The following is a 1,243-nucleotide window of genomic DNA, read 5'->3' as shown; positions in this document are numbered from 1 at the left end:
CGATGGCTCCGCCGTTGACGTTGACCCGGGCGGGGTCGGCGCCGGTCTCCTTGAGCCAGGCCAGTACCACCGGGGCGAAGGCCTCGTTGATCTCGACCAGGTCGATGGCGTCCAGGGTCAGGCCCGTCTTCTTCAGCGCGTGGGCGGTGGCCGGGATCGGGGCGGACAGCATCCGGATGGGGTCCTCGCCGCGCACCGACAGGTGGTGGATCCGGGCGCGGGGGGTGAGGCCGTGTTCCGCGACCGCCCGTTCGGAGGCGATCAGCATGGCCGCGGCGCCGTCGGAGACCTGGGAGGAGACGGCGGCCGTGATGGTGCCGCCCTCGACGACCGGCTTCAGCCCCGCCATCTTCTCCAGGGTGGTGTCGCGGCGCGGTCCCTCGTCCACCCGCACGTCCCCGTACGGGACGGTCTCGCGGGCGAAGCGGCCCTCGTCGATCGCGCGGACCGCCCGCCGGTGGGAGGTGAGGGCGAACTCCTCCATGTCCCGGCGCGAGATCCCCCACTTCTCCGCGATGAGCTGCGCCCCGTGGAACTGGTTGACGGGGGCGTCCCCGTAGCGGGCGCGCCAGCCCGCCGAGCCCGCGTAGGGGCCCTCGGTGAGGCCGAGGGGTGCGGCCGCCTGCCGGGAGGCGAAGGCGATGGGGATCATCGACATGTTCTGGGTGCCGCCCGCGACGACCAGGTCCTGGGTGCCGGAGAGGACGCCCTGGGCGGCGAAGTGCACGGCCTGCTGGGAGGAGCCGCACTGCCGGTCGACGGTGACCCCGGGGACCTCCTCGGGCAGCCCGGCGGCCAGCCAGGCGGTCCGTGCGATGTCCCCCGCCTGCGGGCCCACCGTGTCGAGGCAGCCGAACACGACGTCCTCGACGGAGGCCGGGTCCACCCCGGTGCGCTCGACGAGCGCCTTGAGGACGTGCGCCCCGAGGTCTGCGGGGTGGACCTGGGACAGGCCGCCGCCGCGCCGGCCCACGGGGGTGCGTACGGCGTCGACTATGTAGGCCTCGGGCATCGGGGGCTCCTCTGCTGGCTGCGGGGCGTGCTAGGGGCGTACGGCGATCCCGTCGAGCACCATCGAGAGGTACTGGCGGGCGATCTCCTCGGGGCTGTGCTGTCCGCCCGGCCGGTACCAGGACGCCGCGACCCACACCGTGTCGCGCACGAAGCGGTAGGTGAGGCGGATGTCGAGGTCGGCCCGGAAGACCTTGGCGGCGACTCCCCGCTCCAGCGTCCCCAGCCATGC

At 73.9% G+C, this 1,243-nt stretch carries 2 protein-coding genes; both read right to left on the bottom strand.

Going from position 1 to position 1,243, the window contains the following annotated elements; genetic code table 11:
- Positions 1–1,012 (bottom strand): acetyl-CoA C-acetyltransferase (locus VR44_RS36170; protein ID WP_045951899.1); only part of this gene is annotated, 1,012 nt, incomplete at its 3' end.
- 30 nt (positions 1,013–1,042) lie between these two features.
- Positions 1,043–1,243: TetR-type transcription factor C-terminal domain-containing protein (locus VR44_RS36165; RefSeq protein ID WP_045951898.1), on the bottom strand; the 201-nt coding region annotated here is incomplete at its 5' end.

It is taken from the genome of Streptomyces katrae (assembly GCF_000966975.1).
Lineage (GTDB): Bacteria > Actinomycetota > Actinomycetes > Streptomycetales > Streptomycetaceae > Streptomyces > Streptomyces katrae.
This window is presented reverse-complemented; position numbering and strand designations above follow the sequence as displayed.